This window comes from Rhodospirillaceae bacterium (assembly GCA_028819475.1).
Taxonomy (GTDB): domain Bacteria; phylum Pseudomonadota; class Alphaproteobacteria; order Bin65; family Bin65; genus Bin65.
Window position 1 is genome coordinate 123706 of sequence record JAPPLJ010000030.1, and the last position, 24203, is coordinate 147908.

Annotated in this window: 22 protein-coding genes; 13 read left to right on the forward strand and 9 right to left on the reverse strand. The window is 67.0% G+C overall.

Annotated features, from left to right (window positions below; all coding sequences use genetic code 11):
* Nucleotides 1-39: 39 nt before the first annotated feature.
* Nucleotides 40-588 carry a cytochrome c family protein gene (locus OXM58_08130; GenBank protein ID MDE0148325.1) on the forward strand — a complete coding sequence of 183 codons (549 nt, stop codon included), beginning with the start codon at nucleotides 40-42 and terminating at the stop codon, nucleotides 586-588.
* A gap of 31 nt (nucleotides 589-619) precedes the next feature.
* On the forward strand, nucleotides 620-1441 hold the full coding sequence (locus OXM58_08135; GenBank protein MDE0148326.1) for a histidinol phosphate phosphatase: 822 nt from the start codon (nucleotides 620-622) through the stop codon (nucleotides 1439-1441).
* A gap of 420 nt (nucleotides 1442-1861) precedes the next feature.
* Here the strand turns inward: OXM58_08135 and OXM58_08140 are convergent, their stop codons facing one another.
* From OXM58_08140 to OXM58_08150, 3 genes are read right to left on the reverse strand one after another with little or no spacing between them, the layout of a single operon-like run.
* Nucleotides 1862-2782, reverse strand: a complete 921-nt coding sequence (locus OXM58_08140; GenBank protein MDE0148327.1) for a spermidine synthase — start codon at nucleotides 2780-2782, stop codon at nucleotides 1862-1864.
* A 20-nt stretch (nucleotides 2783-2802) separates the two neighbouring features.
* On the reverse strand, nucleotides 2803-3153 hold the full coding sequence (gene speD, locus OXM58_08145) for an adenosylmethionine decarboxylase (protein ID MDE0148328.1): 351 nt from the start codon (nucleotides 3151-3153) through the stop codon (nucleotides 2803-2805).
* A gap of 47 nt (nucleotides 3154-3200) precedes the next feature.
* Entirely contained in the window at nucleotides 3201-4997 is a 1797-nt protein-coding gene (locus tag OXM58_08150) for an acyl-CoA dehydrogenase (GenBank protein MDE0148329.1), read from the reverse strand.
* A 289-nt stretch (nucleotides 4998-5286) separates the two neighbouring features.
* Here OXM58_08150 and OXM58_08155 point away from each other — a divergent pair, with 289 nt between their 5' ends.
* From OXM58_08155 to OXM58_08175, 5 genes are all read left to right on the forward strand, one after another.
* Nucleotides 5287-6177, forward strand: coding sequence for a DUF3800 domain-containing protein (locus OXM58_08155; GenBank protein MDE0148330.1), 891 nt, complete (start codon nucleotides 5287-5289; stop codon nucleotides 6175-6177).
* A gap of 385 nt (nucleotides 6178-6562) precedes the next feature.
* Nucleotides 6563-8056 (forward strand): Do family serine endopeptidase, encoded by a 1494-nt coding sequence (locus tag OXM58_08160; protein MDE0148331.1) that lies wholly within the window; start codon nucleotides 6563-6565, stop codon nucleotides 8054-8056.
* A gap of 230 nt (nucleotides 8057-8286) precedes the next feature.
* Nucleotides 8287-8976: a response regulator transcription factor gene (locus OXM58_08165; protein ID MDE0148332.1), complete on the forward strand. Its 690-nt coding sequence runs from the start codon at nucleotides 8287-8289 to the stop codon at nucleotides 8974-8976.
* The gene (locus tag OXM58_08170; protein MDE0148333.1) at nucleotides 8954-10432 is read left to right on the forward strand and encodes a HAMP domain-containing sensor histidine kinase; all 1479 of its coding nucleotides are present in this window, start codon (nucleotides 8954-8956) and stop codon (nucleotides 10430-10432) included. Before OXM58_08165 ends, OXM58_08170 begins: the two co-directional genes overlap by 23 nt.
* A gap of 10 nt (nucleotides 10433-10442) precedes the next feature.
* On the forward strand, nucleotides 10443-10802 hold the full coding sequence (locus tag OXM58_08175; GenBank protein MDE0148334.1) for a Spx/MgsR family RNA polymerase-binding regulatory protein: 360 nt from the start codon (nucleotides 10443-10445) through the stop codon (nucleotides 10800-10802).
* A 6-nt stretch (nucleotides 10803-10808) separates the two neighbouring features.
* Here OXM58_08175 and OXM58_08180 read toward each other — a convergent pair whose 3' ends face one another.
* Nucleotides 10809-11894, reverse strand: coding sequence for an MBL fold metallo-hydrolase (locus OXM58_08180; GenBank protein ID MDE0148335.1), 1086 nt, complete (start codon nucleotides 11892-11894; stop codon nucleotides 10809-10811).
* Between the two features lie 309 nt (nucleotides 11895-12203).
* Between OXM58_08180 and OXM58_08185 the strand changes: the two genes are divergently transcribed.
* From OXM58_08185 to OXM58_08195, 3 genes are all read left to right on the forward strand, one after another.
* Nucleotides 12204-12518 carry a co-chaperone GroES gene (locus OXM58_08185; GenBank protein ID MDE0148336.1) on the forward strand — a complete coding sequence of 105 codons (315 nt, stop codon included), beginning with the start codon at nucleotides 12204-12206 and terminating at the stop codon, nucleotides 12516-12518.
* Between the two features lie 113 nt (nucleotides 12519-12631).
* Nucleotides 12632-14275, forward strand: coding sequence for a chaperonin GroEL (gene groL, locus OXM58_08190; GenBank protein MDE0148337.1), 1644 nt, complete (start codon nucleotides 12632-12634; stop codon nucleotides 14273-14275).
* 407 nt (nucleotides 14276-14682) lie between these two features.
* Complete coding sequence (locus OXM58_08195; GenBank protein ID MDE0148338.1) at nucleotides 14683-15642, forward strand: CHAD domain-containing protein; 960 nt, start codon at nucleotides 14683-14685, stop codon at nucleotides 15640-15642.
* A gap of 43 nt (nucleotides 15643-15685) precedes the next feature.
* Here the strand turns inward: OXM58_08195 and OXM58_08200 are convergent, their stop codons facing one another.
* The 3 genes from OXM58_08200 to arsC form a co-directional block, all read right to left on the reverse strand.
* Entirely contained in the window at nucleotides 15686-16930 is a 1245-nt protein-coding gene (locus OXM58_08200; protein MDE0148339.1) for an MFS transporter, read from the reverse strand.
* Nucleotides 16931-17071: 141 nt separating this feature from the next.
* Nucleotides 17072-17818: a ligase-associated DNA damage response endonuclease PdeM gene (pdeM, locus tag OXM58_08205; protein MDE0148340.1), complete on the reverse strand. Its 747-nt coding sequence runs from the start codon at nucleotides 17816-17818 to the stop codon at nucleotides 17072-17074.
* Between the two features lie 15 nt (nucleotides 17819-17833).
* The gene (gene arsC, locus OXM58_08210; GenBank protein MDE0148341.1) at nucleotides 17834-18181 is read right to left on the reverse strand and encodes an arsenate reductase (glutaredoxin); all 348 of its coding nucleotides are present in this window, start codon (nucleotides 18179-18181) and stop codon (nucleotides 17834-17836) included.
* Nucleotides 18182-18323: 142 nt separating this feature from the next.
* On the opposite strand from arsC, the gene OXM58_08215 reads away from it, so the two are divergent.
* Entirely contained in the window at nucleotides 18324-20609 is a 2286-nt protein-coding gene (locus OXM58_08215) for a mechanosensitive ion channel (GenBank protein ID MDE0148342.1), read from the forward strand.
* A 17-nt stretch (nucleotides 20610-20626) separates the two neighbouring features.
* Here OXM58_08215 and OXM58_08220 read toward each other — a convergent pair whose 3' ends face one another.
* Both OXM58_08220 and OXM58_08225 read right to left on the reverse strand, forming a co-directional pair.
* Entirely contained in the window at nucleotides 20627-21085 is a 459-nt protein-coding gene (locus tag OXM58_08220; protein ID MDE0148343.1) for a molybdenum cofactor biosynthesis protein MoaE, read from the reverse strand.
* Nucleotides 21086-21706: 621 nt separating this feature from the next.
* Nucleotides 21707-22528 carry a cytochrome c gene (locus OXM58_08225; protein MDE0148344.1) on the reverse strand — a complete coding sequence of 274 codons (822 nt, stop codon included), beginning with the start codon at nucleotides 22526-22528 and terminating at the stop codon, nucleotides 21707-21709.
* A gap of 193 nt (nucleotides 22529-22721) precedes the next feature.
* On the opposite strand from OXM58_08225, the gene OXM58_08230 reads away from it, so the two are divergent.
* Both OXM58_08230 and OXM58_08235 read left to right on the forward strand, forming a co-directional pair.
* Nucleotides 22722-22904 carry a hypothetical protein gene (locus OXM58_08230; GenBank protein MDE0148345.1) on the forward strand — a complete coding sequence of 61 codons (183 nt, stop codon included), beginning with the start codon at nucleotides 22722-22724 and terminating at the stop codon, nucleotides 22902-22904.
* Nucleotides 22905-23305: 401 nt separating this feature from the next.
* Entirely contained in the window at nucleotides 23306-24142 is an 837-nt protein-coding gene (locus OXM58_08235) for a transporter substrate-binding domain-containing protein (protein ID MDE0148346.1), read from the forward strand.
* Nucleotides 24143-24203 lie beyond the last annotated feature (61 nt).

The following is a 24203-nucleotide window of genomic DNA, read 5'->3' on the forward strand; positions in this document are numbered from 1 at the left end:
TCGAGGGGCCTGCGTTGCAGGAAAAGCCCGGTCGCCGCCATGAATATCAACTCCCTTGCCGCCTCTGTCCTGGTCGTGGGCATCAGCGCCCTGGTGATCAGCAAGGTGGGCGATATTCTCGTTCCGGAGACCTATTTCAGCCACAAGGCGGAAGCCGCGCACACGCCCGGAACCGCCACGCCGGCGAAAAAGGCCGCCCCGGACCCGGCGGTCGCCGTCGCCCTGGCCGCCGCCGACGCGGCGAAGGGCGAGAAGCTGGTGCGCAGCAAGTGCAAGTCCTGCCATACCTGGAACAAGGGCGGCCGCAACAGCGTCGGCCCCAATCTCTGGGGCGTGGTCGGCCGCGAGAAGGCGACCGTCGACGGTTTCAGCTATTCCTCGGCGATGAAGGCTGCGGGCGGAGACTGGTCCTTCGAGGAAATGTACACCTTCCTCAAGCGGCCGAGCGCGAAGATCAAGGGCACGAAGATGACGTACCGCCTGCGCAAGTACAAGCAGCGCGCCGACGTGATCGCCTTCCTGCGCACCCAGACCGATACGCCCCTGCCGCTCCCCGAGGCGGGCGACGCCGCCGGGAAAGCGGAGTAGCCGCCCGTCGGAGGATGGGCGGCGCAGCGCCATGACCGGCGTTTGCCCCGAAGAATTCGTCGAGATTGCGAACCGGCTTGCCGACGCGAGCGGCGCCGTTATCCGCCCGCATTTCCGCAGCGGCATCGCCGTGGCCGACAAGCATGACGAAAGCCCGGTCACGATCGCCGACGAGGCCGCCGAGCGGGAAATCCGCCGTATCTTGGAACGGGCCTGCCCCGGCCACGGCATCGTGGGCGAGGAGTTCGGTTCCGACGGGGCCGGGCGCGACTACGTCTGGGTGATCGACCCGATCGACGGCACGCGCAGCTTCATCTGCGGCGTCCCGCTCTTCACGACCCTGATCGCCCTGCTGCGCGACGGCGAACCGGTCCTGGGCGTCATCGACCAGCCGGTTTCCGGCGAACGCTGGGTCGGCGCGCGCGGCCGCGGCACGACCTTCAACGGGGCGCCGGTCAGGACGGCCGCGCCGAGGCCGCTCGCCGAAGCGGCGATGTTCACGACCGCGCCGGACATGTTCGAAGGGACCGTATTCCGGGACGCAGCGGCGGCGGAGGCCTATGGCCGGCTCCGGGCGGCAACCCGTCTCACCCGCTTCGGCCTGGACGGCTACGCCGCCGGGCTGCTGGCGAGCGGCCTGATCGACCTGCATGTCGAAGGGGACATGAAACCGTGGGACTACATGGCGCTGGTGCCGGTGATCGAGAATGCCGGCGGCGTCATGACCGACTGGGACGGCGGCCGGTTAACCCTCAAGGCCGGCGCCGGGCTCACGCTCGCCGCGTCCTCGCCCACCCTGCACGCAGCGGCGCTGGATGTCCTCGGGAACGGCCGGGCGCGGCGCGGCAGATAGCCTAGAAGGGGCTAAACCTGCGATACGTGCGAACTAAGAAAAATTTACGAAAATAATAAAATTTTCTCTTGACAGTCCGGCGCAAAGCCCTATCTTCCTTGCAGCATTGTGCAGACATGCGCCCGGGCTGAGCGCCCTCCCCTTTCCTGCCGTCCAAGCCGGCAGTCCGGGCCTGTCCCGGACCGGATCGCCGTGGCGGTTCCGAACAGTTAGGGAATTTTTCATTTATTTTTGAGGAGTTTTTCAAAAGGAATGTATGCCTCTATCCGGAGCGCGATATATTGCGGTTCGGACAGAAGCGACCGCAGTATATTGTTGTCGGACGCCCGGCGGTGCAAAAAAACACAGTAGACGTACCGGTCTGTTTTGCTTATGGCTACGGAATCCGGCGGCGGCCGGAACCGCGGCGCGCCTGCCGCCTTACGCGCGCAGCAGGCTGCGCACGTCGTTCGGCAGCGCGAAGGCGGCGGCGAAGATGTCCGCATTGAAATAGCGCGTCTTCAGGCCGATGGCGTCGATCCGGTCCTGGATCGTGGCGCCGCTCCAGCGGCGCAGGCCGGGATTGTCGGTCGCCCAGCCGAACGCCATGAAGCCGCCATTGTAGGTCGGCACCGGCGCCAGGTAGAAGGCCGGGTCGGCGAACAGCCTGCGGAACGCGGTATGGCTCGCCGTCACTTCGTCGCCCTGCAGGGACGGCACGCCATTCTGCGTCACCAGCACCCCGCCCTCCTTCAGGCAGCGCTTGCAGTTGCGGTAGAAGTCTTCGGTGAACAGGGCGACACCGGGGCCGACCGGATCGGTCGAGTCGATAATCGCGACGTCGAAGCGCCGGCCCGTCTCTGCGGCGAAGCGGGCGCCGTCGGCGATGACCAGTTCGGCGCGCGGATCGTCGAACGCGCCGGCCGAGAGCGCCGGCAGCCAGGCTTTCGCCAGTTCCACCACGCGCGGATCGATCTCGACCTGCGTCGCCCGGACTTCGGGATGGCGCAGCGCTTCGCGCAGGCAGCCGCCGTCGCCGCCGCCGACGATCAGGACGTCCAGCCCGTCCTCCGGACCGCTGCCCCCGGGATCGCTGAAGCTGCCCCAGGGATCGCTGAAAAGGGCAGCTTTCCGCGCCAGGATCGCCGGGTGGGCCAGCATCTCGTGATAGACATATTCGTCGGCCTCGGTGGTCTGGATGGCGCCGTCAAGGGCCAGGACCCGCCCGAACAGCCGGTTCTCGAAGATCGCCAGGTCGTGCAGTCCGGTATGTTCGCGGTGGAGGAGCCGGTCGACGGTAAGCGACTGCCGGATGCCGTCATGCAGCGTCTCGTCGAACCAGTCCATCGGCGCCCCGGTCATTGGCCCGTTCGTCGGGCCGCTCAGCCGCCGGCGCCGCGGCGGTGTTCGGATATTTCGATCCGGCCCGGTGCGAAGGCCTCCTCCAACACGGCGACCGCCCGGTAGGGATCGCAGGCCCCGCACATGAACACGTCGGCGGCGGCATAGCCCCGTTCGGGCCAGGTATGGATCGCGATATGGGATTCGGCCAGCACGACGACGCCCGAAACGCCCTTCTGCGCGCCGAACGGGTGCATGTAGCTGTGCAGGACCGTGGCGCCGCTGGCCCGCGCCGCGCGGACCAGCGCCTCCTCGACGGCGCGGACGTCCGAAAGATTGCCGGCGTCCCACAACTCGGCGAGCAGATGCGTTGCGGCGGCGTCCGCCGTCATGGTCTGCCCGGCCGCCGCGGGACCGGGCGGGGGATCGGCCGGCGCGCTCAGAACTGGTCTTCCGCCAGCGCCATCACCGTATCGCCGCTGTCGGCGATGCCGGCGAGCAGGCCGCCGGACCGGCTGAGGACGTGATCGGCATAGAAGCGGGCCGTCTTGATCTTGGCCCCGCACCAGGCGCTTCCGCCCCCGTTGGCGCCGTTCGCGCCCTCGGCGACGGCCGCCGCTGCGGCCTTGCCCATCAGCCAGCCGCCGGCCGTGTTGCCGAACAGGGTGAGATAGGGCACAGCGTGGGCCGAAGCCTTGCAGATATCGGCCGGACCGGTCGCCAGCATCCAGTCCGTCGCCTGTCCCAGGGATTTGGCGGACGACGACAGCGCCCTGCCCGTCGCCGCGACATCCGGGTTGCCCGAGGCGGCGATGCCGGCGGCGTCCGCGGCCATGCCGGCGATAAAGCCGAGCGCCGCCTCGCCGCCGTCGCGCAGGATCTTGCGGCCCATCAGGTCGTTGGCCTGGATGCCGTTGGTGCCCTCGTAGATCGGGTGGATGCGGGCGTCGCGCATATGCTGGGCGGCCCCTGTCTCCTCGATGAAGCCCATCCCGCCATGCACCTGCACGCCGGTGAAGGCGACGTCGCAGCCGGTGTCCGTACACCAGGCCTTGACCACCGGGATCAGCAGGTCGAGCTCGCTCTGGGCCTCATCGCGCACCTCGGCGTCCGGGTGCCTCCTGGCGACATCCATCCGGCCGGCCGTGTAGTAGCACAGGGCGCGCATGGCCTCGGTCTTCGCCTTCATGTCCATCAGCATCCGGCGCACGTCCGGGTGGCGGACGATCGGCACGTTTTGCTCGCCGGTCGCGATGTCCCGCCCCTGGGTCCGCTCCATGGCGAAGGCCCTTGCCTGCTGCCACGCCCGCTCGGCCGTTGCGAGCCCGGCGACGCCGACATTGAGCCTGGCGTTGTTCATCATGGTGAACATGCAGGCCATGCCGTTGTTCTCTTCGCCGATCAGATAGCCGACCGCGCCGTCGTTCTCGCCATAGGCCATGACGCAGGTCGGGCTGCCGTGGATGCCGAGCTTGTGCTCGAGCGAGACCGGCCGCAGATCGTTGCGCGGGCCGAGGGAGCCGTCGTCGTTGACCAGCACCTTGGGCACGAGGAACAGGGATATGCCTTTCACACCCGGCGGCCCGCCCTCGATCCGGGCGAGCACGAGGTGGACGACATTTTCCGTGTAGTCCTGGTCGCCGAAGGTGATGAAGATTTTCTGGCCGTGAATGCGGAACCGGCCGCCGTCGCGCACCGCCTTCGTCCGCAGGGCGCCGACATCGGAGCCGGCATGCGGTTCGGTCAGGTTCATGGTGCCGGTCCATTCGCCGGTCACCAGCTTCGGCAGGTAGGTCGCCTTCTGCTCGTCCGTGCCGTGGGCGCCGATCGCCTCGATGGCGCCGACGGTCAGCATCGGGCAGAGCGCCCAGCTCGTGTTCGCCGCGCCCCACATCTCGGAAACCGCCGTGCTCAGCGCCCAGGGCAGGCCCTGGCCGCCGATCTCTGGATCGAACGGCACGCTGTTCCATCCGCCCTCGACGAATTTCAGGTAGGCGTCGCGGAAGCCCGCCGGGGTCCGCACCACACCGTTTTCGAGGACCGCGCCCTCCTCGTCGCCGCGCCGGTTGAGCGGCCCGACCACCTCCGCGGCCAGCCGGCCGGCCTCTTCAAGTACGGCGTTGACAAGGTCGCCGGTCGCTTCCTCGTAGCCGGGCAGCGCGGCGATGCCGGGCAGGCCGGCGACATGGTCGAGCACGAAGCGCATGTCATGCACGGGCGCGCGGTAGTCGGTCATGGGAACCTCGGGCAACGGCTGAACTTTTCCGAACTTCGAACGGAATATAGCAACGCCGGGAAGCGCCGGAAGGGCTGCAATGTCCCAACGACAGGACGGCCACCCTGCCCCACGCCGCGGATTCCTCTGCAAAAGGCCGCGGGCCGAATCCGGCAGAAAAAGCAAAGCGTCACCCTAACCGATCGGCTTCGGCTCAGAAACGCCGGTTAGCTCCTTCCGGACCGACACAAATGGCGCGAGTCAGGTTCGCTGCTTGCCTGCTGCCCTGGGCCACAGTAACGATCACCCAATGGCATGGTTCCTGTTCATTGACGAGAGCGGCCACGACAGGGTCGCCTCCCCTTACGAAGTGCTGGCTGGCATCGCGATTCGGGACAGCGTCCTCTGGGACGTCATTCGCAGTCTGCACGATGCCGAAGTTAGCTTCTTCGGTCGCCGGTACAGCGACGGGCATCGTGAACTTAAGGGTTCGCTCCCACTGAAGAGAAAGGTCTTTCATCACGAGGCTTTGAATGCGGAGGTGAAAGAGGCCGATATTCCGAGGCTTGCCCGGGCGGCGCTGGACGATGGCGCCAGCGCCGACGTGCACATGCTGAAGGCCTTGGCGCTAGCCAAGCTCCGCTACGTCTCGTCGGTCTTCGATATCTGCGCCGAACTGGATTGCCATGCTTTCGCCAGCATTATCGAAACCGATGCCCGGCCGACAGCCGGTGGAGGACTAAGAAAGGACTACGCCTACCTGTTCGAACGGTTCTTCTACTTTCTTGAAGACCAGTCCGTCCCCGAGCAGGGCATCGTCGTCTTCGATGAACTGGAAAAGTCGAAAAGCCATCTTCTGATCGACCAAACCCATCGATATTTTTCGGAAACGGCAGTCGGGCGTCACCGCTCGAGGTCGGTCGTGCCGGAACCGTTCTTCGTTCACAGCGACCTGACGACAGGCGTACAGATCGCCGACCTCATCGCGTATGTCGTTTCATGGGGATTCCGAACGGCACAGATGACGAAACCGGCGAGATCGGAACTGAATGCCTACGCCCGACAAGTTGCCGGGTTGCGCTACCGGACGACCCGCAACCGAATGGGCAACCCCAAATTCGAGATCTGGAGCTTCGCGCATATCGCCGATCTGCGGACAAGATCGGAACGCACGGACGACATGGCACAAAAAAGGCAATGAGGCGCCGAAGCGCCCCAAAGCCTCCGGTACTGAATATCGTTGCCCTGTCGGGTGACGTCAAGCCTTTCATATTCATCTAACATGTCTTTTGTCTTATCCACGGGCACCGATCCCCAAAGACTGCCAAGGGCCGCAACAAGCCCCTCCACAAGGGGAATTCGGTGGCGATTTTGCTCTTCCTCAGAGGAATTCCCTTGGGTAAGGGGAGCGGACAGCGCCTGTTCGCAGAGGAAACCGGCAGGGCCGCGAGCGGCGACGCACAACCTTACCGATCGTTAATGTTTCTTTCAGCGGAAAGAGAGGCCGGGCGACCTATATTGCCTGTCAGGAAGAGGTGCCCGAATTGCGCCTTCACCGCCCGATCATGCGAACAGGAGGCCTCCCCATGACCACAGCTTTGGCCGATCGCGCCCGTGCCGGAAGGCAACGGCGAACGCCGTCACGAGGCCTGATTCTCACTTTGGGCGCCGGGGCGCTCGCCGCCTTCGCGACGCTGCCGGCCAGCGTCCAGGCGCGCGGCGTGCCGCAGAGCTTCGCCGATCTTGCCGCCAGGGTGAAACCGGCCGTCGTCAGCGTTGCGGTGGAACGCAAGAGCGGGCCGAACGACCGGCGCTTTTCGCCGAATTTCCGCAACCCGTTTCCCGAAGGCTCGCCCTACCACGAATTCTTCCGCCGTTTCTTCGACGGTCCGGGCGAGGGCGGCCCGGCCCGGCCGCCGCGCCGCTTCCGCGCCGTCGGCTCGGGTTTCGTCGTCGATCCGTCCGGCTTCATCGTCACCAACCACCATGTCGTCAACCGCGCAACCCGAGTCGAGGTGATCTTCGATGGCGGGAAACGCCTCGACGCAAAGGTGGTCGGCCACGACGCCAAGACCGACCTGGCGCTGCTCAGGGTAACGGCCGAAAAGCCGCTTCCGCATGTCGCGTGGGGCGATTCCGACAAGACCCGCATCGGCGACTGGATCATGGCGGTCGGCAACCCCTTCGGCCTCAACAGCACGGTCACCGCCGGCATTGTCTCGGCCCGCGGCCGCAGCCTGGGCGGCGCGGCGCTGGTCGATTTTCTCCAGGTCGATGCGCCGATCAACAAGGGCAACTCCGGCGGGCCGACCTTCAACATGGACGGCAAGGTCGTCGGCGTGAACACGGCGATCTATTCGCCGACCGGCGGCAGCGTCGGCCTCGGCTTCGCCATTCCGTCGAATACGGCGCAGCGGGTGATCGAGCAGCTCAAGAGCGGCGGCAAGATCAGCCGCGGCTGGCTGGGCGTGCAGATTCAGGATGTTTCGGACGACATTGCCAAGGCGGTCGGCCTCGACAAGCCGCGCGGCGCGCTGGTCGCCATCGTGATGCCGGACAGTCCGGCCGCGCGCGCCGGCGTGAAAACCGGCGATGTGATCGTCGGCTGGGCCGGCAAGAAGGTCAAGGATATCCGCGACCTCGTGCGGAAGGTTGCCTTCACGAAAGCCGGCCGGTCGGTGGACGCGGTCGTCTGGCGCGACGGCAGCCGCAAGTCCCTGACCGTGCTCGTTGCCGAGAGCGGCACCCAGCAGGCCTCGGCGAGCGTAGACCCGGCGCCGAAGGAAACGGCCGAGCTCGGCCTTTCGGTCGCGCCGGCCGATGACGAACTGCGCCGCCGCTTCGGGCTGGAACGCGATGCCGAGGGCGTCGTGGTCCTGGCGGTCCGGCCGGACTCGCCGGCCGCTGCCAAGGACCTGCGCACCGGCGACCTGGTGACCCATGTCAACGGCGGCAAGGTCGCCACGCCCGACGCCATGAAGCGCCGCATAGACCGGGCGCGTCGCGATGGCCGGGAGGCGGTGTTGCTCCGCATCCTGCGGCGCGGCAATCCGGTCTTCGTCGCCGTCAATTTCGGTTGAGGGCGGAACAGCTTCGCAACGCCTCCCTCTCCCGCCGGTTCCGGCCGGCGACTTCCCCGGGGCGTTTCGGGAGCCCCGGATGCCGCGGTCTCCTCCTCGCCGCCGGCGTCCGGGGCTCGTCTCGTTCCGGCTTTTCGATGCGGGCCGATGCGGGCCGATGCGGGCGTTTCGATGAAGAGAGGCCGGGAAGCCTGTTCATCGGGCCATCCCGGCCGGGTATAACCGGCGCCATGAAAATCCTGGTCATCGAAGACGACGCCGAAACCGCGGACTATGTCGCCAAGGGTCTGCAGGAGGCCGGCCATACGGCGACCCTGGCCCGAGACGGCCACGACGGGCTCGTCAGGGCTGTCGGCGAACCTTTCGACGTCGCGGTCGTCGACCGGATGCTGCCGGAGGTGGACGGCAAGACCATCGTCGAGACGATGCGCAGCGCGGGCCGGACCACGCCCGTCCTGTTCCTGAGCGCGATGGGCGAGGTCCGCCACCGGGTCGAGGGCCTGCGCTCCGGCGCCGACGACTATCTGACCAAGCCCTTTGCCTTCTCGGAACTGCTCGCCCGGGTCGAGGCGCTGGGCCGGCGGCCCAGGGACGCCTACCGGGAAGAAACCGTCCTGCAGGCGGCGGGCCTAGAACTCAACCGGCTCACCCGGGAGGTGACCCGCGACGGCCGGCGGATTGAGTTGCAGCCGCGGGAATACCGGCTGCTGGAATATCTGATGCAGCATGCCGGCCGGGTCGTCACCCGCACGATGCTGCTCGAGCATGTCTGGGACTATCATTTCGACCCGCAGACCAATGTGATCGACGTGCATGTCAGCCGGCTGCGCCAGAAGATCGACAGGGATTTCGAGCGGCCGCTCATCCACACGGTGCGCGGCGCCGGGTACAGCATCCGTGTTCCCGATCCGGCTGATTAGATCGCGGGTCTTCCAGCTTTCGCTGCTGGCCAGCGCCATCTTCGGGATCGCGGCCGTCGCCGTCGTCGCCACCCTGTATTTTTCCTCCGTCGAAGCCGTCACCCGGCAGGTCGAGGCCACGATCGACGCCGAGATCAAGGGCCTGTCGGAGCAATACCGGCAGTTCGGCCCGGTCGGGCTGATCCGCGCCGTCGAGCGCCGGAGCCGCGAGCGCAGCCGGCCGGGCGCCATCTATCTGGTCGTCGATCGCGAATTCAAGCGGCTGGCCGGCAATGTCGCGGCATGGCCGAAGGAGGAGCCCGACGCCCGCCGCTGGGTGACCTTCGCGTTCCGCGGCGGCGGCGCGGCGGACAGCCCGGCCGGGGTCAGGGGCGAAGCCCGCGGGCGCATGTTCCGGCTGCAGGGCGGCCTCTACCTGCTGGTCGGCCACGACCTTCGCGAGCAGCAGCGGGTGACCGCACGGACCCGCGAGACGCTGATCCTGGCCGGGATCGTCGCCATCCTGTTCGCCGTCGCGTCCGGCGGCCTGCTAAGCTGGCTGGTCCTGCGCCGGATCGACAGCATCAACCGGACGAGCCGCGAGATCATGGCCGGCGACCTCGCCCGCCGGGTCCCGGAGACCGGCCGGGGCGACGAATTCGACCGGCTGGCGCAAAGCCTGAACGCCATGCTGGCCCAGAACGAGAAACTGTTTCTCGGGATGCGCGAAGTGTCGGAGAACCTGGCCCACGACCTCCGTAGCCCGCTCGGCCGGATCCGCCAGCGGCTGGAGCGGCAACTGTCGCCTTCGCTCCCGGAAAGCGGCAGGAAGGCATTGACAGAGGAAGCGCTGGCGGAGACCGACCGTCTGCTTTCGACCTTCAGCGCCATCCTGAGCATCGCCCAGGCGGATTCCGGTGCGCCGAAACGGAGTTTCGAGCCGGTCGACCTTCGCACCCTGTTGCAGGATGTGGCGGACCTCTACGAGCCCCTGGCCGAGGAAGCCGGCGCAACGCTGGCGCGCGCCCTGCCCGACCGGCCCGTTACCTTCCACGGCAACCGGGACATGCTGTTCCAGGCCTGCGCTAACCTGCTTGACAATGCCATCGAATATGGCGCCGGGGCCGGCGATCCGGCACAGACGGCGGTGATCGACCTCGATCTCGATACGGCCGGCGAATTCGTGCGCTTTACCGTGCGCGACCGGGGGCCGGGCATGGACGGCGAGGCGCTGGAGAGGGCGCGCGAGCGCTTCTACCGGGCCGACTCAAGCCGGACGACCGGCGGTTCCGGGCTCGGACTGGCCCTGGTCGATGCGGTCGCCCGGCTGCACGACGGCAGCCTCACCCTCGCCGCCGCCGGGCCCGGCCTGCGGGCAACGGTGCAACTCCCTCTCGACAAACGCCCTCCGGCGCAGGAAACAGCGGGAGGAACAGGGCACGAAGCGGCCGGTGCGGCCGGCGCAGAACCCGGTTAGGAGACAGCTCATGGCGACCGTCATCGTCTACGGCCTGAAGAATTGCGACAGCTGCCGGGCTGCGCGGGCCTATCTGGGGGAGCGCGCCTTCCGGTACGAGTTCCGCGATGTCCGCAGCGACGGCTTCTCGGATACGGAACTCGATACCTGGATCGCCGCCGTCGGCTGGGAGGCGCTGCTCAACCGGAAGAGCCGGACCTGGCGGGACTTGCCGGAAGACGACCGGGCCGGCCTCGACGCCGGGAAGGCGCGGGCCCTGCTGAAAGCCCACCCGGCCCTGATCAAGCGCCCGGTCATCGATGCGACCCGCGGCACGATCACCGTCGGCTGGACCCCGGAGGTGCGCCAAGCGCTTCAAGCCGTGCTGTGAGGCGCCTCAGAACTTCGGGAACACCTGGGTTTCGCGCAGCCAGTCCGACATGACCATCCGCTCCTTGCGTTCGGCTTTGCCGAAGCCCCCGTGGCGCGCCTTGTTGGGCCAGACATGCTCCGACACCCGCGCCATCCGGGTGACGACATGCTCGGCGGTCACGTTGATCACCATGAAATCGGTCGCCAGCGCCAGCCTGCCCTGCCAGTGCTTGCGGATCTCGGCCTCCATCTCGCCTGCCGTGTCGAAATCGTTGAAGAAGTGGAAGGCGACGAACAGGCGGGGATCGCACTGCGCGATGACATGCGCCGCCTCGCCGGGGTCGGAATGGGCGATGGTGCCGATGCCGCGGGCGGTGCGCTCGTCGTAGCCGGAGCGCTCCATCAACTGGCCGACCGTGTTGAAGGTCTCGTGGACCAGCACGTCGACGCCTTTGGCGTTGTCGATCATGAAGCTGCTCGGCGTGGTATCGCCGGAATAGACGAAGCTGAGGCCGTTCCATTCCAGCTTCAGGCTGACCGGCCCGTCGTAGATGTGTACGGCCGGAAAGCTGGTGATCGTCACGCCGTTCTGCTCGTAGACCGGGTGGACCGTCGAATAGTCGAACTCGTTGATCTCGACCTCGGCGCCGACGGCGGGCAGGAAGCCGACCCGGGTGTCGGTGTCCCAGCGGTAGCTCTCCATCTGCTTCTCGACGAAATGGCGGAAGCCGTATTCCGGCCGGTTGCTCGACGGTCCGTAGACGACCAGCGGCTTGAGCCGCCCGCCGGCCCAGCTGCCGATCCAGACCTGGCCGAAATCGCCGACATGATCGGTGTGCAGATGGGTCGCGAACCAGGCGGTAATGTCGTTGTAGGGGATCTCCAGTGCGGTGAAGTTCATCTGGCTGCCGAAGCCGAAATCGAACACGAACTTGTCGCCGTTGCCGAGCTCGACCAGCCACGACGCGTTGGCCTGGGAGCGGCGCAGGAACGGCCGGCCGGTGCCGAGCGCCGTGATCCGCATCTCGTCCGGACCCAGGGTCTCGGCGTTCGGATAGTATTGCTCGGCATATCCGGCGCGGCCGGCGTCCGTGGTCGTCCGAATGGTCATGGATAGGCTCCCGAGGAAATTCCGCCCGTCCCGGATAGCGCGGTTCCGGCGGCGTGTGTAGGGAATTGCGGACCTTCCGTCACGCCCGTCAAGGCTGCGGCGGACTGCCCGAATCGGCGAATTTTTCAAAACAGCCGCCTTGACAGGGCCGCGGGTTCCCCTAAATGGGCGTCGCAACGGCGTTAGCACTCGTCGGGAGGGAGTGCCAACAACCGGCCTACCGTCAGTGCAAGCCAGACGCCGTCCCGGTTCAACCGACAATCACCCGATCGCAAGCTACGCGACATTGTTTCTGAAAGGAGGCAATAGATGAATTTTCGTCCCCTGCACGACCGTGTTCTGGTGCGCCGTCTGGACGACGACGAGATGACGTCCGGCGGCATCATCATTCCCGACACGGCCAAGGAAAAGCCGATGGAAGGCGAGATCATCGCCGCCGGTTCCGGCGCCAAGAGCGACAAGGGCGAGGTAACGCCGCTCGACGTCAAGGCCGGCGACCGCATCCTGTTCGGCAAATGGTCGGGCACCGAAGTGAAGATCGACGGCGAAGAGCTGATCATCATGAAGGAGAGCGACATCCTCGGCATCATCGAGGACGGCGCGGAGGTCAAGAAGGCCGCCTGATTCCGGCCGGACAACCGGCAACCTGAGACTGACACCCCGGCCGCCGGCGGCGCAGACCGCCGTAGGCCGTTCGAACCACTGAACACCAGCTTTCAAGGAGGAAGACTCCAGCCATGGCTGCGAAAGACGTTAAATTCTCGACCGACGCCCGCACGCGGATGCTGAACGGCGTCGACATCCTGGCCGACGCGGTGCGCATCACCCTCGGCCCCAAAGGCCGCAACGTCGTGCTCGACAAGGCCTTCGGCGCGCCGCGCATCACCAAGGACGGCGTCACGGTCGCCAAGGAAATCGAACTGGAAGACAAGTTCGAGAACATGGGCGCCCAGATGGTCCGCGAAGTCGCGTCGAAGACCAACGACGAAGCCGGCGACGGCACGACGACCGCGACCCTGCTCGCCCACGGCATCGTGCGCGAGGGCTCCAAGGCCGTTGCCGCCGGCATGAACCCGATGGACCTGAAACGGGGCATCGACCTGGCCGTCTCGGCGATCGTCGACGACCTGCGCACGCGCTCCCGGACGATCGAGTCGAATGACGAGATCGCCCAGGTCGGCACCATCTCGGCCAACGGCGACCGCGAGGTCGGCGACATGATCGCCAAGGCCATGGAGACCGTGGGCAACGAGGGCGTCATCACGGTCGAGGAGGCCAAGTCCCTCGAGACCGAGCTGGAAGTCGTCGAAGGCATGCAGTTCGATCGCGGCTACCTCTCGCCCTACTTCGTCACCGACGCCGAGAAGATGAAGGTGACGCTGGACGACCCCTACATCCTGATCCACGAGAAGAAGCTGTCCAACCTGCAGTCCATGCTGCCGGTCCTGGAAGCCGTGGTGCAGTCGGGCAAGCCGCTGCTCATCATCGCCGAGGATGTCGAGGGCGAGGCGCTGGCCACGCTGGTGGTCAACAAGCTGCGCGGCGGCCTCAAGGTGGCTGCGGTCAAGGCGCCGGGCTTCGGCGACCGCCGCAAGGCCATGCTCGAGGACATCGCGATCCTGACCGATGGCCAGGTGATCAGCGAGGACGTCGGCATCAAGCTCGAGTCGGTGACCCTCGACATGCTCGGCACGGCCAAGAAGGTCGAGATCACCAAGGAAGAGACCACGATCGTCGACGGCGCCGGCGAAAAGGAGCAGATCGAGGGCCGTTGCGGCCAGATCCGCCAGCAGGCTGAAGAGACCACGTCTGATTACGACCGCGAGAAGCTGCAGGAGCGGCTGGCCAAGCTGGCCGGCGGCGTTGCGGTGATCCGGGTCGGCGGCGCCACCGAGGTCGAGGTGAAGGAGAAGAAGGACCGGGTCGACGACGCGATGCACGCGACCCGGGCCGCGGTCGAGGAAGGCATCGTCGCCGGCGGCGGCGTCGCCCTGATCAACTCGATGTCCGCACTCGATGCGCTTAACGTGGAAGACGACGACCAGCGCGTCGGCGTCAACATCGTGCGCAAGGCGATCCAGTCGCCGGTTCGCCAGATCGCCGAGAATTCGGGCGAGGACGGCTCGGTGGTCGCCGGCAAGATCATGGAGCACGCGGACGCCAACTGGGGCTTCAACGCCCAGAGCGGCAAATACGAGGACCTGGTCAAGGCCGGCATCATCGACCCGACAAAGGTCGTCCGCGCGGCCCTGCAGGATGCGGCCTCGGTCGCCGGCCTGCTGGTCACGACCGAAGCCATGGTCGCCGAGAAGCCGGAGAAGAAGGCCGCCGGCGGCGCGCCGGGCGGCGGCATGCCCGACATGGGCGGCATGGACTTCTAGTCCCTGTCCACCGGCGCCGTCCTTCGACGGCTCAGACAAGAAAAGGCCCGCACTCCGGTGCGGGCCTTTTTGTTCGGCAGTGAGTCAGTTTGACTTACGACGCCGGACCAAACCTGTTCCTTCCCCGTCATTTCGACCGGAGCGGCGCAGCCGCGGAGTAGCTTGGCCTGAGCCTGTCGAAGGGGAGAAATCTTTCCGGTACAATGCTTTGGACCTTGCTCCGCAGGTGAAAGATTTCTCCGCTCCGCCCCGGATGAATCCGGGGCTTCGGTCGAAATGACGGACAGGGGATCGGCTCCGGTCGACACGAAAAGTCAAACTGACTCACTACCGGTGCCCGGCGCCGCTGTCGCGCTTCCGGCCGCTGTGGTAAAATCGCGCGCCTTTCGACCACGCCCGACGCCAGCTTGCCCTACGCCATCCTCCCGGCCGAACCGGTGTCCGACGCCGTCCAGCGAATTGCGCTGGAGCAGCTCGACCGCGCCCTGGTTACGATCGAGAACCCGGCCACGCCGCGTTCCGACGCGGTCTACGCCATGCGCAAGCGCTGCAAGAAGGTGCGTGCCGTGCTGCGGCTGGCGCGCGGCCCGCTGGAAGAGGCCGGCCTGTACAAGCCGGCCAACGCCGCGCTCCGGGATATTGCCGCGGCATTTTCCGGCCTGCGCGATGCCGATGTCACCCTGGCGGTCTACGACCGGGAGATGGCGGCTTTCGCCGGGGCGGTGACGCGGAGATTCGACGGGCGCCGCTTCGGGCCGATCCGCGCGAGCATGACCCGCCGCCGTCGTGCCCTGCTGTCCGGGGACGACGCAGACCTGGACGGCCGGCTCGACAACGCGCACTGGCTGCTGCTGAAATTCCGCCTGGGGATCGCCGACTGGAGCTTTCGGGCCGACGGCTTCGAGGCCCTGGAGCCGGGCTTGCGCGATACCTATGGCCGGGTGCTCGCCGCGGCGGCCGAGGTCGAACGCGCCGGCACCGTCCTCGCGCTGCACGAATGGCGCAAGCGCATCAAGTATCACCGCAACCATCTGCGCATCCTGAGAAAACTGGCGCCGGGAACCCTCGACGCGCGCATCCTGGCGCTCTGGCGCCTCGGCGACCTGCTCGGCCTCGACCACGACACGGCGCTGGTCCGCGCCCGGGTCGGGAGCGAGCCCGCCTTTGCCCGGATCGGGACGCGGCGGCGGTTCGCAGCACTCCTCGACCGCCGGCGCGCGGCGGTTCAGGTCGAAGCGAAAGCCCTGGCAGAGGAAACCGGCTTCCCTTCGGAAGACGAAACCATCGGCCATCTGGCCGGCCTGTGGAACATGGGCATGAACCGGCGGTTTACGGCGGTTTCGGCAGGACGGGCGGCAACCGGATAGCCGCCCGCGCAGCCGTGGCGGCGGGGAGCGCGCCCGCGCGGCCCTATTCTGCTGCCGCGGCCGGCCGGGCGACGGTGCGGTTGGCGCCGGCCCCGGCGACGATCGCCACCATCAGGACTGCAGCAGCGCCGATAAACACGCCTTCGGGAAGGCCGCGGTCCATCAGCCAGCCGAAGAAGACCGGCGCCGCCACGCCGCCGAGATCGAGGCCGACGCTGACGAAACCGAAGACCCGGCCGCTGGCGCCCGGCGGGGAGATGTTGCGCACCATCATGTCGCGCGACGGCGAGATCATGCCGATCATGAAGCCGGCGAAGAGAAAGACGGCGAGGATGGCCGGATAGGGCAGCCGGGTCAGCACAACCAGCACCAGCGCCGCCGCCGCGCAGGCAAAGCCGACACCGGCGACCAGATCCAGCCGCTGCATCCGGTCCGCCACGAAGCCGCCGAACAGCACGCCCACCGCCATCGCTGCCAGGAACCCGGTGAGGATCAGGTTGGCTTCGACGAGTCCCATGCCGAACAATGTGGTGAGCGCCGCGGGCATGAAGCCCGCCATGCCCAGCGACACCAGGGCGACGACGAAGAAAAACAGGAACATGTACATGACCGGAGGCGAAACGACGGCGCGCAGACCGAGCCCCGACGGCGTCCGGGCCAGGGCAGGCTCGCTGCTCCCGCGTTCGTCCAGCAGGCGCATCTGGCTCAGAAGCAGCGCGACGATCAGCAGGCCGGCCATGCCGACGATGACGAAGGCCGTCCGCCAGTCCCAAGCTGTTGCCAGAAAGGTCATGACAACCGGCGCCGCGGCGAAACCGGCCATGCCGGCGAACGTGTGGAAGCTGAATGCGCGGCCGACCCGGCCCGGCCGCACCCGGGCGCCGAGGATCGTGTAGTCCGCCGGATGAAACACGCTGTTGCCCAGCCCGGCAACCAGCGCAAACGCCGCCAGCGCGCCGTAGACCGGCACGACGCCCATCATGGCGATGGCGCCGGCGAGCAGCGTCATGCCGCCGGTCAGCACCCAGCGCGCGCCGATCCGGTCGACCAGTACACCCATGAAATACTGCGCCGCGCCGGACGCCAGGCTGAACAGCGTCAGCAGCAGCCCCATTTCCGTATAGCTCACCCCGAGATCGGCCTTGATCAGCGGCAGCATCGGCGGGATGGCGAAAATGTAGAAATGGCTGAAGAAATGGGCCGTGCAGACCAGCCCGATCACCGCGCTGTCGCGGCCGAGCCCGGCAGCGGCGGTAGAGGGTTTGATCCGGTTGGGGTTCTCGGCCACAGGGCAAATCCTGGATCGGGCGGCAGGGCCATGTGGACCTGCGCTGCCGTCGGTCGGGCTGCGCCGTTCATAGCAGGGATTCCCTGTCCCGGCCCGGAATTCCGGAACGGCGCGTCCGGATGCGCGGATCGAAAGCCGGCCTCAGGTTTCGAACGGCAGGAACCGCGTCCGGGTGGACGGGAAGGCGTAGACCGCGCCGTTGCTGATCAGCCAGGCCGTAAATGCGCCGGGAAACAACCGGGCGATCGCCGGGTTCATGATGTCGAGACCGCCGGTAAATGCGCCGAAGGACGGCAGGATCAGGAGCCTTTCATCGCCGATGAAACACGGCCGGGTAACGCGCCGCGGCCCGGCCCTGATACGCGCCTTGGGATGGAAATGGCCGCAGATGTGAAACCTGCCGGCCCGCTCGTCCGGTCCCTGTTCCTCGGGTTCATGCAAAAACAGCAAACCATCCAGATTGTACCGATCGACGGCGCAGCCGCCGGCGCCTTGGGGAATTTCCGGATCGTGGTTGCCGGTGATCCATATCCAGTCGTAACGGTCGGCCAGGCGGCGCAACCGGCCGGCAAGCGGCCCGGCCATGCGGCCGCCGCCGCCGGTATCGTGAAAACTGTCGCCGAGGCAGATGACCCGGTCCGGCGCATGGCAGGCCAGCACCGCCTCCATCCGCTCGAGCGTGGCGGCGCTGTCCCAGGGCGGCAGGAGGGCGCCGCGTTCGGCATAGGCGGAGCCCTTCTCGAAATGCAGGTCGGCAAAGACGACGGTCCGCCGCTCCGGCAGGACCAGGGCGCCGGAGCCGTCGAGCAGCGCCGGTTCGCCGCCCAGCGTAACTGCGGCCGATTGCCGGCCGGGCCGTTCGGATTGCGTTGCCGATGTGACGGCCACGATATCGGCCGGGCGCTACAGGATGTCCAGAACCCGTTCCGGCGGTCGTCCGAGTGCGGCCTTGCCGCCGGCGAAGACGACAGGCCGTTCGATCAGGACGGGATGATCGTGCATCGCCTGGATCAGGGCATCGTCCGGGAGGCTCTCGTCGTCGAGGCCCTCGGACTTGTAGGGCGGTTCCCTGCGCCGCATCAGGTCGCGCGGCGCCATACCCAGCTTTGCCAGCGCGTTGCGCAATTCGGCCGGATCCGGCGGAGTCTTGAGATATTCGATGATAGCGGGCGCCATGCCGCGATCGGTCAGCAGCTTGAGGGTCTGGCGCGATTTGCTGCAGCGCGGGTTATGCCAGATTGTCACCGACATCGGGTATCGCTTCGCCTCCGGGTTTGACCGGCCTGCCGGCGGACCGCCTCGTTGCAGGCGGTTTGCCGGCGCCGCTGCGGTTGCTATGCTGCCGCCGCCGGATCGTGCCGGAACCTTTGGAAAGATACGCCTGTTCCGGACCATGTTCCACCGCCTTCGCCTTAGCCTGCTGTCCCTTCTGGGCGCTGCCTGTGCCGCAATATTGCTGGCGCAGGGGCTGGCGGCGATTCCGGCGACAGCGCAGGAAACGCCGGCGGCAGGCGCGCAGAAAATCGACCGGGCGGCGCTCGAAAAACTGGTCGCCACGATCGAGGACGAGCAGGAGCGCAAACGCCTCCTGACGCAGCTCAAGGCGCTGATTGCAGCGCAGAAGGCGGCGGAGACGGCGAAGGGCCCCTCGCCGCGGACCCAACCGATGCTGGTCGAACGCCTCGCCGAGCGGGCGCGTACGCTGACCGGCAGCCTCCAGGATCTCGCCGGTATCGCCACCGACCTGCCGAGCGCCTGGAAGTGGCTGCGCAGCCGTCTCGCGGGCGAAGCGGAGCGTGCGGCGCTGATCGGCGGCGTGTGGAAAACCGGACTGGCGCTGCTGCTCGGCCTGCTTGCGGAATGGCTGATGCGGCTCCTGCTCCGCGGACCGCGCCGGCGGGTCGAAGACCGGGAGAGCGAGGCGCTCGCCGTCCGCGCCGGCGGCCTTGCGATCCGCACCATGCTGGACCTGCTGCCCGTCGCCGCCCTGGCCGCCGCGGCCTATGCCGTGCTGCCGCAGCTCGCGCCGGGCGCCACGACCGCCCGGGTTGCGCTCACCCTTATCTTCGGCTTCGTGCTGGTCCGGGCCATCCTGGCCGCCGGCCGCGCCGTGCTCGCTCCGCGGGTTGGCAGCCTGCGCCTGCTGCCGCTTTCCGACGGGGCAGCCGCCTATCTTTACGTCTGGCTGCGCCGGCTGGCGAACACCGTCGTCTACGGCGCGGTCGTGCTGGAAGCGCTCGCAGCGTTCGAACTGCCCGGCAGCGCCCATGCCGCGCTGCTCCATCTGCTCGGCCTCGTCGTCGCGGCCATGCTGATCGTGCTGATTCTGCAGAACCGCCGGCCGGTCTCCGAGCGGCTGCGCGGCGCGCCGGCCGCCGATAGCGACCCGGCGAATCCGGTCCGTGGCATGCGCCGGGCTCTCGGCCGGTTGGGCGACCTGTGGCATGTCGTGGCCATCGTCTATGTGCTGGCCGGCCTGTTCGTCTGGCTGCTCGACGTCGAAGGGGGTATCGGCTTCATGGCGCAGGCTACGGGGCTGAGCGCCGTCATCCTGCTGGCCGCGGCGGCGCTGATCGCCGGGCTCGGCCGGCTGCTCGACCGCCTGTTCCGGATCGAGGCCGCGCTCCTCGAGAAGAACCCCGGCCTGCAACAACGCGCCAACCGCTACCTGGCGGCCGTGCGCCGCACCCTGTTCGGTGCGATCCTGGCCGTTGCCCTGCTCGCCATCCTCGATGTCTGGGGCTTCGGTGTCGCCGAATTGCTGCAGACTCCGGCCGGGCGAGCACTGGTCCGCGCCGTGCTGGTCGTCCTGCTGGTGACGGTCGGGGCCTTCATTCTGTGGGAACTGATCGAGACGGCGGCGGCGCGCTACCTGTTGCGGCTTGACGAGGCCGGCGAGGACTCGCGCGCCCAGCGCATGCGCACCCTGCTGCCGATGGTCGAAAAAGCCCTGCTGATCTCCATCGTCGTGATCGCGGCGATGATCGTGCTGTCGGAAATCGGCCTCGATATCGGGCCGTTGCTGGCCGGCGCCGGCGTGCTCGGCCTTGCCGTCGGTTTCGGCGCGCAGACTCTGGTGAAGGACGTCATCACCGGCATCTTCATCATCGTCGAGGACAGCATGGCGATCGGCGATTTCGTGACAGTGGCGGGACGCAGCGGCGTCGTCGAGGACCTGTCCGTCCGCTCCGTCACCCTGCGCGGCTATTCGGGCTCCAAGCACACCATCCCGTTCAGCTCGATCGACGATGTCGAGAATCTGACCAAGGACTATTCCTACGCCGTGCTGGATTACGGCGTCGGCTACAGCGAGAATGTCGATGCGGTGATTGCCGTGATCCGGGAGACCGGCGAAGCCCTGCGCGCCGACCCGGAGTGGCGGGACCATATCGTCGAGGAACTGGAAGTCGCCGGCCTCCAGGAGCTGGGCGACAGCGCCGTCGTCATCCGCTCGCGCTTCAAGTGCCGGCCGGGCTTCCAGTGGGGCGTGCGGCGCGAGATGAACCGGCGCGTCAAGGCGGCCTTCGACGCACGCGGCATCGAGATTCCGTTCCCCCACGTCACCCTCTATTTCGGCGAAGGGAAGGACGGCAGCCTGCCCGCGCCGCCGGCCCGCATGGTCGAGGACGCCGTGCGCACCGATCTGGCCGACGGGGATACGGCAGAGGGCGAGCCGTAGGAGGGACGCGCAGCGCCCTACCGCCAGCGCTCCGCGGCTTCGTCGTCGCTGCCCCGGGCGGCCACCCAGGCCGGGCCGGCCTCGCTGTCCTCGAGCTTCCAGAAGGGCGCCTTGGTCTTCAGCCAGTCGATCAGGAACATGTTGGCCTCGAAGGCGGCATGGCGGTGCGCCGAGGCGGTGGCGACGAAGACGATCCGGTCGCCCGGCTCCAGCCGGCCGTAGCGGTGGACGATCAGGCTGGCGGCGAGCGGCCAGCGCGCGTTGGCCTCGGCCTCGATTTCGGTCAGCATCTTCTCGGTCATGCCGGGATAGTGCTCGAGCGTCATGGCCGAGATCGCCGCCGGCCGGCCGTCGTTGTCGATCAACTCGCGGACAAGGCCGGTGAAGGTGACGATGCCGCCGATATCCGTCCGCCCCGCTGTGAGCGCGGCGGCCTCGGCCTGCGGATCGAAATCTTCCTTTTGGACGCGGATCATGGGCTGCGCGCGGGATCGAACGAACGGCGGCGTACCGGCCGGGAACCTGTCCATTCTAGCGCAAGCCCGGCGCAGGCGACAGGGCGGCCGGGGCCACCCATCCGGCCTTTCATGTTTCGATATTGACGCCGCCGGCGACTCCGCAAAACAATACTTGACGCTCCGTTCTTGGAACATTATATGAACAAAATTACTTTTTGGGCCGGCGATGCAGCCTCGAAAGGAGAGGCCCGTGTGCAAAAAAACACGATAGAAGGACCGGTCTGTTTTAATTTTCGGTCAGACAAAAAACGGATAAATTTCAATGGATTAGGCGGAATTGGATATATGAACGATCAAAACAAAACGTGAAAATCTGGATCCGGCGGGCAGCGCCGGCTTGGCCTGTCGCATCGGCCATGACGGCGGCGAGACTTCCGCATCGGGGTCGTCGGGCCTCCGCCGGCGGCCGGGGCCGGCCACCGCCGGCGCCTCTGCATCCGGCATGACGAATCATGACAGAACATGACATTTCATGACACTTCACATGACAGGCCGGAAACCCGGTCGCCCGAATCGTTTTCCGCTCCGGCCCGCTCCCGCCGCCGCCTCTCCGGCACACCGGTTGCGCAGGCGAATCGGTCAAGGCAGGACCGGCACCGCCCGGAGATAATCGAAGATCGCCCGGGCGATGCGGCGGCGTTCGGCTTCGGGCAGGCGGTCGGACAGCGCCGGCATGGTCGCGCCCTCGCGCTCGGACGCCGGGACCAGGAGCAGCCGCAGGAAATCCGCCCTGTCGGAGTTCTTCGTAATCTCCGCCAGGTTGCCCTCGAACTTTTCGCCGCCGAAACCGTTGACCTTGTGACATTGCAGGCAATGGGTCTTCACCAGCGCGGCGCCCGACCGGAAGCGGGGGTCGAGGCCTTTCGGCAGCAGCGCCGCGTCGGACAAGGTGACGAGACTTATCTCTTTCACCTGGTAGGGCCAGTTGCGGGCGCCCTCGGCGATCAGGGCAGGGTTCGCGATATTGTCCCAGACCAGGTACCAGGGCGCGAGCGGCACGTCCTTCTCGTTCTGCTGGAGATTGTTCACCGTAAAGGGGGCGCCGTCCTGCCGGGCGAAGACCAGATAAGCGCGTACTCTGAGAAAGCGGCGGACGGGAAGCCGGGAGACAAAGCCGTCCAGGGCGCGGAATTCGACCGTTTCCCCCTTGCTCTGCCAATCCTTGCCGAGGATACGTTCGAAAACCGCGACGGCCGGGTAACCGACGTAACGGATCGCGACATGCCTGTCGCCGACGCTCAGATGCGGCTCATAGACCCGCACCGCCTGCGCCGGATCGGCCATCAGCCTTTGCAGCGTTTCGACGGGCGGCAACTCCGCCCCAAGCACCGTCCGGGCAGCACAGCCCAGCAGGACTGCCAGGCCGGCTATCCGGCCGAAGAAAGACAGGACGTTCTGCATGATCGGGCTCCGGTGCCAGCTTGCCGGTATCTCTTCGCCATGTTTCCGGAGAAATATCAATCCCGGACGCCGGCGGCAAATCCGGCGCGCGGGCAGGCCGTTGGCCCGACGGTTCTGCGGTCCGATTTTCCGCGGTCCGTCGCGGCGGCCCGTGCTAGCCTGCGACGCCGGCAACCAGCGGCAGCAGGATGGCATGGCGCAAAAGCCCGCGCTTCCCGACAGCGCTGAAGCGATCACCGTCGAATGGATGCAGCAGGCCTTTGCCGCCGGCGGCGCGGCAGACCTGCCGGCGCTCCGGGGCATGGCGATCGAGAATATCGGCGCCGGGGTCGGTCTGCCAGGAGAGATCCAGCGGCGTCGACCTGGGCGCCGATAGCTGCCGGCCGGCGGCCTGCCCATCAGCCTAGCCGGCGGCGTTTCCGCATTGTCTCGCGGCATTCATGCCTATAAAAAATTATTATGGGCATGAGAGAAAAACGATATTTTACTTAATATTTTTCTTTGAATATCTTTTATCTGCACGGTCCGGTTCTTCCTCCGCCGGAGACGTGCACAGCACTTGCGGGGCCGCCCCACCCGACTCTGGCCTCGCAGCGGGCCGGCTTCCGAGCAGAGCGTAAGCCGGCCTGCCCCCAACCGGCCCGAAATCCAGGCCTGCGCCCGTCACACGCCCCTTGCCCGCGAAGGCGGCGGAATGGTAGGGCTGAACGGCATTCCGGCGGCGCGCGACAGGGTGTGCCGCCGCCTTGCACGTCTGCATCTTCCTGGGAGGAAATCATGAGGAAACTGGTTCTCGCCGCCGCCGGCCTCGCCGTCGCGCTGGGTTCGACGTCTGCGCTCGCCGCGCAGTGCAAGAACGAGGTGTGGAAAAAGGTCATGTCCCGCGGCACGCTCGTCGTCGGCGTCAAGGCCGACTACAAGCCCTGGGGCTACCGCGACGCCAGCGGCAAGATCGTCGGCATGGAAGCCGACATGGCCAAGGACGTCGCCGACGCCATGGGCGTCAAGCTGGAGCTGGTCGCCGTGCAGTCGTCGAACCGCATGCAGTTCCTGCAGCAGGGCAAGATCGACATGATGATCGCCACGATGTCGGACCGCAAGGACCGGCGCAAGATCGTCGGCATCACCCAGCCCAACTACTACACCTCGGGCACCAACGTCATGTCGCCCAAGGCGCTGAAGATCCGCCAGTGGACCGCACTCAAGGGCAAGCCGGTGTGCGGCAAGCAGGGCGCGTTCTACAACAAGATCGTCTCCAAGCGTTACGGCGCCAAGATCATCGCCTTCACCGGCAACGCCGAGGCCAAGCAGGCCCTGCGCGACCGCAAGTGCATCGCCTGGGTCTATGACGATTCGTCGATCATGTCCGACCTGTCGTCCGGCCAGTACAACGACTTCGAGATGCCGCTGAACAGCGAGGACGACAACCCCTGGGGCCTCGCCGTGCCGAGGGCCGAGCTGAACTGCGTGTTCGGCAACTTCATGTCCGGCATGACCTACAACTGGCACCAGTCCGGCCGTCTGATCGAACTGGAAAAGAAATGGGGCATCCAGGCGACCCAGTATCTGGCGGACAAGAACAAGAAATTCGCCGACTGGCTCGCGGGCAAGTAGCCCCGGCCGGCCGTTCGGGCCCCTGAAAGCGGGGGTGAAGGCAGAGGGCGCCCGGCCGGAT

Coding starts and splice junctions, on each gene's coding strand:
- OXM58_08135 (MDE0148326.1), top strand. CDS start 620: ATGACCGGCGTTTGCCCCGAAGAATTCGTCGAGATTGCGAACCGGCTT.
- OXM58_08180 (MDE0148335.1), bottom strand. CDS start 11,894: ATGACCATTCGGACGACCACGGACGCCGGCCGCGCCGGATATGCCGAG.
- OXM58_08175 (MDE0148334.1), top strand. CDS start 10,443: ATGGCGACCGTCATCGTCTACGGCCTGAAGAATTGCGACAGCTGCCGG.
- OXM58_08185 (MDE0148336.1), top strand. CDS start 12,204: ATGAATTTTCGTCCCCTGCACGACCGTGTTCTGGTGCGCCGTCTGGAC.
- OXM58_08150 (MDE0148329.1), bottom strand. CDS start 4,997: ATGACCGACTACCGCGCGCCCGTGCATGACATGCGCTTCGTGCTCGAC.
- OXM58_08225 (MDE0148344.1), bottom strand. CDS start 22,528: ATGCAGAACGTCCTGTCTTTCTTCGGCCGGATAGCCGGCCTGGCAGTC.
- OXM58_08220 (MDE0148343.1), bottom strand. CDS start 21,085: ATGATCCGCGTCCAAAAGGAAGATTTCGATCCGCAGGCCGAGGCCGCC.
- OXM58_08130 (MDE0148325.1), top strand. CDS start 40: ATGAATATCAACTCCCTTGCCGCCTCTGTCCTGGTCGTGGGCATCAGC.
- groL (MDE0148337.1), top strand. CDS start 12,632: ATGGCTGCGAAAGACGTTAAATTCTCGACCGACGCCCGCACGCGGATG.
- OXM58_08235 (MDE0148346.1), top strand. CDS start 23,306: ATGAGGAAACTGGTTCTCGCCGCCGCCGGCCTCGCCGTCGCGCTGGGT.
- OXM58_08160 (MDE0148331.1), top strand. CDS start 6,563: ATGACCACAGCTTTGGCCGATCGCGCCCGTGCCGGAAGGCAACGGCGA.
- OXM58_08230 (MDE0148345.1), top strand. CDS start 22,722: ATGGCGCAAAAGCCCGCGCTTCCCGACAGCGCTGAAGCGATCACCGTC.
- OXM58_08215 (MDE0148342.1), top strand. CDS start 18,324: ATGTTCCACCGCCTTCGCCTTAGCCTGCTGTCCCTTCTGGGCGCTGCC.
- arsC (MDE0148341.1), bottom strand. CDS start 18,181: ATGTCGGTGACAATCTGGCATAACCCGCGCTGCAGCAAATCGCGCCAG.
- speD (MDE0148328.1), bottom strand. CDS start 3,153: ATGACGGCGGACGCCGCCGCAACGCATCTGCTCGCCGAGTTGTGGGAC.
- OXM58_08140 (MDE0148327.1), bottom strand. CDS start 2,782: ATGACCGGGGCGCCGATGGACTGGTTCGACGAGACGCTGCATGACGGC.
- OXM58_08155 (MDE0148330.1), top strand. CDS start 5,287: ATGGCATGGTTCCTGTTCATTGACGAGAGCGGCCACGACAGGGTCGCC.
- OXM58_08165 (MDE0148332.1), top strand. CDS start 8,287: ATGAAAATCCTGGTCATCGAAGACGACGCCGAAACCGCGGACTATGTC.